Origin of the sequence: Craterilacuibacter sp., assembly GCF_051659485.1 — a bacterium.
In the GTDB taxonomy this organism is placed as follows: Bacteria; Pseudomonadota; Gammaproteobacteria; order Burkholderiales; family Chromobacteriaceae; genus Craterilacuibacter.
Genome location: NZ_JBOFOO010000313.1, coordinates 1 through 5,493, shown reverse-complemented (window position 1 = coordinate 5,493; position 5,493 = coordinate 1). Strand labels below are relative to the sequence as shown.

The 5,493-nt window shown below is 58.1% G+C and carries 6 protein-coding genes and 1 pseudogene; all 7 read left to right on the top strand.

All coding sequences use genetic code 11. From position 1 onward, the window contains the following. Window positions 1-497: pseudogene (locus ACRC1E_RS10920) on the top strand (heat-inducible transcriptional repressor HrcA); the annotation flags it as partial. A gap of 41 nt (window positions 498-538) precedes the next feature. After that, on the top strand, window positions 539-1,552 hold the full coding sequence (gene mltB / locus ACRC1E_RS10915) for a lytic murein transglycosylase B (RefSeq protein ID WP_438515126.1): 1,014 nt from the start codon (window positions 539-541) through the stop codon (window positions 1,550-1,552). A 60-nt stretch (window positions 1,553-1,612) separates the two neighbouring features. After that, window positions 1,613-3,457, top strand: a complete 1,845-nt coding sequence (dnaX, locus tag ACRC1E_RS10910) for a DNA polymerase III subunit gamma/tau (protein ID WP_438515125.1) — start codon at window positions 1,613-1,615, stop codon at window positions 3,455-3,457. Between the two features lie 5 nt (window positions 3,458-3,462). After that, a complete protein-coding gene (locus ACRC1E_RS10905; protein WP_438515124.1) occupies window positions 3,463-3,801 on the top strand; it encodes a YbaB/EbfC family nucleoid-associated protein in 339 nt (112 codons plus the stop codon). An 84-nt stretch (window positions 3,802-3,885) separates the two neighbouring features. Then, window positions 3,886-4,482: a recombination mediator RecR gene (gene recR / locus ACRC1E_RS10900; RefSeq protein ID WP_438515123.1), complete on the top strand. Its 597-nt coding sequence runs from the start codon at window positions 3,886-3,888 to the stop codon at window positions 4,480-4,482. A 233-nt stretch (window positions 4,483-4,715) separates the two neighbouring features. Continuing rightward, on the top strand, window positions 4,716-4,877 hold the full coding sequence (locus ACRC1E_RS10895; RefSeq protein ID WP_438515122.1) for a hypothetical protein: 162 nt from the start codon (window positions 4,716-4,718) through the stop codon (window positions 4,875-4,877). Window positions 4,878-5,004: 127 nt separating this feature from the next. Further along, window positions 5,005-5,493, top strand: a 489-nt coding sequence (locus ACRC1E_RS10890; protein ID WP_438515121.1) for an MASE3 domain-containing protein, incomplete at its 3' end; no start/stop codon positions are given.

The following is a 5,493-nucleotide window of genomic DNA, read 5'->3' as shown; positions in this document are numbered from 1 at the left end:
CCAATTTCATCAACCTGCATTACGCCGGGCAAGCGCTTTCCAGTGTGACTCGCTGTGTCGAGCATGAATTGCGTGAACTACAGGGCGATATCAGTAGTCTGATGGCAATCGCAATCAATCTGGGCCGCCAGACTATGGTTGAGCAGACCGGTGCGGTAGTGATCTCAGGCGGTAATAATCTATTGAATGTACGCGACCTGTCGGAAGACCTGACACGCTTACGCGAGTTGTTTTCGGTGTTCGAGCGCAAGACCGAGCTGCTTAAGCTGCTGAACCAGAGTCAGGCGGCGCAGGGCGTCAGTCTTTTTATCGGCGAAGAGTCAGGCGTAACCATGCTGGACGAATGCTCGGTGGTCAGCGCGCCTTACAAGATTAACGATCAGGTGGTGGGCTCGCTGGGCGTGATAGGGCCGACACGGATGAACTACGAGCACATCATTCCGATTGTCGATATTACGGCACGCCTGGTGTCCAGCGCACTCTCTTACAAATACTGAAGCCGGCAGTGCAATCTGCCGGCTTGATGGGCGAAACTATCATGAAAAAATGGCTTTTTTTGCCGCTGGCAGCATGCTCTATGTTGGCTCATGCCGATGCCGCCTTGCTCGCGCGGCCGGATATCCAGCGCTACATCGACGAACAGGTGGCGAGTGGCGACTTCACCCGTCCCGATCTGGAGGCCTTGTTTGCCAATGTGGAGCTTAAGCCGTCCATTATCACTGCACTGGACCGGCCCTCGACCTCGCGTCCGTGGTATCAGTTTCACTCCAATTTTTTGACCGGCAAGATGGTCGACGGTGGTGTGGCATTCTGGCAACAGCACGCCGCTGTACTGAACAAGGTTGAAGCGCGCTACGGCGTGCCACCGGAAATGGTGGTGGCGATTTTGGGTATAGAAACGCGTTATGGCAGCAATACCGGCAGCTTTCGCGTGGCCGATGCGCTGACGACCATCGGTTTCGACTACCCGCGTCGCGCCAGCTATTTTCGCGGCGAGCTGACCGAGTTTTTGAAGCTGGCCAAGGAGGAGGGCAAAAATCCTCTGCTGCTCAAGGGTAGTTACGCCGGCGCCATGGGCTGGCCACAGTTCATGCCCTCCAGTTACCGCAAATGGGCGGTTGATTTTGACGGCGACGGTACGCGCGATATCTGGAATAACCCGGCCGATGTGGTCGGCAGCATAGGCAACTATTTCAAGCTGCATGGCTGGAAAAAAGGCGACGATGTGGTGATTCCGGCCGATGTGGTGCCGGGGCCGCAGATCGACAAGCTGGTGTCGGACAAATTCAATCTGCACTACACCGTGGGCGAGCTCAAAAAAATGGGCGTGATCCCGCGCGCCGAGGTGGGCGACAATGTGCCGGCGGTACTATTCCCGCTGGAGGTTGCGCCGGGCGAGGTGCAATACTGGCTGGGGCTGGGGAATTTCTACACCATTACCCGCTATAACCGCAGCACGCACTATGCCAAGGTGGCACAGGAACTAGCCGAACAGGTGCGCGAGCGCTTCTGGGCGCAGCAGGGCGCCGCGGCATCCCGGACGCAGCCCTGAGGGGCTTGTCTCCCGCCTTTGCCGTGTTGACCCGCTAAGCTTCTGCTAGAATCGCCACCCATGAGCTATCAAGTCCTCGCCCGCAAGTGGCGTCCCAAGCGTTTTGCCGATCTGGTCGGTCAGGAGCACGTGGTGCGTGCATTGTCCAATGCACTGACCAGTGAGCGGCTGCACCACGCATACTTGCTGACCGGCACGCGCGGTGTCGGCAAGACCACCATCGCCCGCATTCTGGCCAAGAGCCTGAACTGCGAGACCGGCATTACCGCCGAGCCGTGCGGTGCGTGTGCCGCTTGCCGCCAGATCGATGCCGGGCGCTATGTCGATCTGTTGGAGATCGACGCCGCGTCCAATACCGGCATCGACAATATCCGTGAAGTGCTGGAGAACGCGCAGTATGCGCCGACGCTGGGGCGCTTCAAGGTTTACATCATCGACGAAGTGCACATGCTGTCCAAGAGTGCATTCAATGCCATGCTCAAGACGCTGGAAGAGCCGCCGGCGCATGTGAAATTCATTCTGGCCACCACCGATCCGCAAAAAGTGCCGGTGACGGTGCTCTCGCGCTGCCTGCAGTTCTCCCTGCGCAATATGACGCCGCAGCAGATCGCCGGCTATCTGGCGCAGGTGCTGGAAGTGGAGGGCGTCGCTTACGAGACGCCAGCCTTGTCGCTATTGGGGCGCGGTGCTGCAGGCTCGATGCGCGATGCGCTCTCGCTGCTGGATCAGGCGATTGCCTATGGCGTGGGCGAAGTAAAGGAAGAGGGCGTGCGCGCCATGCTGGGCGCCGTCGATCGCAGTTATCTGTTCGGCTTGCTTGGTGCGCTGGCGGATGCCGATGGCCCCTTGCTGATCCGTGAAGCTGATCAGCTGGCCGAACGTGGCATAGGCTTTGATAGTGCACTGACTGAAATGACGGTCTTGCTGCAGCAGATCGCTATGGCACAAATCATCCCGCAGGCGGTTTCGCCGGATGAACCCGAATATGATGCCATCTTCGCGCTGGCACAGCGGATGACACCGGAAGATGTGCAGCTTTATTACCAGATTGCAGTGCATGGCCGTCGCGATCTGGCGCTGGCGCCGGACGAGCATGCCGGTTTCAATATGGCCTTGATCCGCATGCTGGCGTTTCATCCTGCCAATCAGGCCGAGCCGGCTGCGCTGCTTGCACGTCCACCGGCGCCGCTGGCCACGCATACGGCGGCAGCCGGTCGTGGCGCAATGGATCAGGCGCGTGCCATGCTGACGCGTCAGGTCGCAGGGGCGCGCCCCCCCGCAACAGCGACCCCAGCGCCGCAGAGCCCCGCCGCTAGCGAGGATGCGCCGCCTGAACCCGAGCCTGAGCCTGCGACTCGTCTACCGGAGCCGCCCGCGGCACTTGTCAGTGCGCCCGGGAGCGACGAGGACGACGACAGAGACGGTGATGTTCTGCCGCCGGATCATATGGATGATGCTTCGCCGGCTGATGATGAAACCTATGTGCCGCTTGATGAAGCCGTACCCGAGCCGCTTGTGTTTGATGGCAACTGGCTCGCACTGGTGAGTGAGATCGGTCCGCGTATGGGTACAGTACGCATGCTGGCGCAAAACGCGGTACTGAAAAGCTGGCAAGCTGGCGAGATGATACTGGCTGTGCCGGAGAGTTTTCGTCATCTGGCCAGCCGCGACTACCAGGAAAAACTCAGGACCGTGCTGGCCGAACACTTCGGCCATGCGCTTGACCTGAAGGTCGTTATTGAAGAAACCTCGGCCGAAACCCCTGCCATGCGCGATGCGCGCAACCGCCATGAATTAAGGCTGGAAGCGCGCGCCGTGCTGGAAAACGACCCCGTGGTGCAGCAACTGGTGCGCGAATTCGACGCCACCTTGCTCACCGATACTATTCAACCCGCTCAGGAGTAAGTCTTATGTTCGGTAAAGCCGGAATCGCGGGCCTGATGAAACAGGCCCAGCAAATGCAGGAAAACATGAAAAAAGCCCAGGAAGAACTGGGTTCGGTCGAAATTGAAGGCCAGTCCGGTGCCGGCCTCGTCAAGGTGGTGATGACGTGCCATCACGACGTCAAACGCGTATCCATCGACGACTCGCTGCTGGATGATGTCAAAGAAGACAAGGAAATGCTGGAAGACCTGATCGCGGCTGCTGTCAATGACGCCGTACGCAAGGCCGAATCCACCACCCAGGAAAAAATGGCAGGTTTCTCGCAGGGCCTGAACCTGCCTGCCGGCATGAAGCTGCCGTTCTGATATTGAGGGAATAGGGCGTGGGGAATGCTCAAGCGCGCCATTCAGCGCATTCCCTGTTTCCTATTGCCTGCACACGCGTCCGCTATGAAAAACCCTCCTGCTCTCGATCATCTCATTTCCGCCCTCAGGGTCTTGCCCGGTGTCGGCCCCAAGTCGGCCCAGCGCATGGCTTACCATTTATTGCAGCGCGATCAGGCCGGTGCCGGGAAACTTGCGCGTGCCATCGAGCGTGCGTTGACCCATCTGATCCATTGCGAGCGTTGCAATACCTTTAGCGAAACGCCCTTGTGCAATCTGTGTAGTGACGACACGCGGCGGCAGGATTTGCTGTGTGTGGTGGAAATGCCGACCGATCAGCTGATGCTGGAGCAGGCGCAATGCTTTGACGGCCTGTATTTTGTGCTGATGGGGCGCGTCTCTCCGATGGAAGGGATGGGGCCGCGTGAGGCCAATCTCGACCGCCTGCTGGTGCGTGCGCTGGATGGGGTGACGCAGGAAGTGGTGATTGCGACCAACTTTACCGCCGAAGGTGAAGTGACTGCCCATATGATTAGCGAACTCCTGAAAACCCGTGGCATCAAGGTTAGCCGGATTGCCCGCGGCATGCCGGTCGGCGGCGAACTGGAACATATTGATCTGGGGACGCTGGCGCAGGCAGTGTACGAGCGGCGCAGTGTCTGATTTGCCACAGTAGGCGATCAAATACTGGCTGTTTAGATGCGTGACAGTCCCCATTCACTTGTGGTGCATGAAATTTTGGTGACAGTAGGCTTTTTACATTTTTAGATCTTGCTCTGACGAATTTTTATGGCGATGATGGTGCAACGCCGCAAGCGTTGCGCATTACTGGAAAGCTGCAGGAATTAATCTTGAATCAGCGTACAGGAGCCAGCATGAATCGAAGCATGTTTCTGATGGAAAGAGATCGCATCAATGCGATGCGTGCCATTCGTAATCGCGCTGTCGGCGGGCCGGTGCGCTGTACCGAGCAGGACAGACTGCGCAACGATGCCAGAAAAGAAATCGAGTCCCGACGCTGGGATGGCGAGATGGGCCTTAAACATGACCGCAACTAGCGGTTTTCGTGCTTGTTGATGGTGCCCGGCAACGGCCTTCGATAGAGGGCTGTTGGTCTTTGTCATTGCGCTGCAGCAGTAAAACCCAGATAATGCATTAGTCATATGATGCGTTGACTGTCTCTCCATGAGCTTCCTCTCCCGATTCATTCTGCCCTCTTCATCGCACCCGTATGCACCTGCTGGCTTGGCCGGAAGCTATTCGGGCTTGTCTGAGATCAAGTGGGCGATTGCGCTAACATTGTTGCTGGCCTGTGGCCAAGGATTGCCCGGGCTGAAGTTTTTTTCTGTCCCGTCCTACTACCTGCCTCTGCACAGTGGACTCGAGTTTTTGGCCATGGCAGTGTCTGCCATGGTGTTCTCATTGGCGTGGAGTTTGCGGCGGGAGCGTGGCAATAGTCACCGCATGCTGTTAGGGGCCGGATTTCTGGCAGTTTGCCTGATTGATTTTGCCCACCTGCTGTCTTTTGCCGGCATGCCTGAACTGGTGACGCCCAGCGGTCCGGAAAAGGCGATTAATTTCTGGCTGGCTGGCCGCTTGGTGGCTGCCATTGTCTTGCTGTATATCGCGCTACGTCCGGTGCAAGACTGGTCGCCAATGCGTTGTTATTCCGCT

Excerpts from the sequence above, each read along its gene's own strand:
- mltB (WP_438515126.1), top strand. The coding sequence starts at position 539 with ATGAAAAAATGGCTTTTTTTGCCGCTGGCAGCATGCTCTATGTTGGCT.
- dnaX (WP_438515125.1), top strand. The coding sequence starts at position 1,613 with ATGAGCTATCAAGTCCTCGCCCGCAAGTGGCGTCCCAAGCGTTTTGCC.
- ACRC1E_RS10905 (WP_438515124.1), top strand. The coding sequence starts at position 3,463 with ATGTTCGGTAAAGCCGGAATCGCGGGCCTGATGAAACAGGCCCAGCAA.
- recR (WP_438515123.1), top strand. The coding sequence starts at position 3,886 with ATGAAAAACCCTCCTGCTCTCGATCATCTCATTTCCGCCCTCAGGGTC.
- ACRC1E_RS10895 (WP_438515122.1), top strand. The coding sequence starts at position 4,716 with ATGGAAAGAGATCGCATCAATGCGATGCGTGCCATTCGTAATCGCGCT.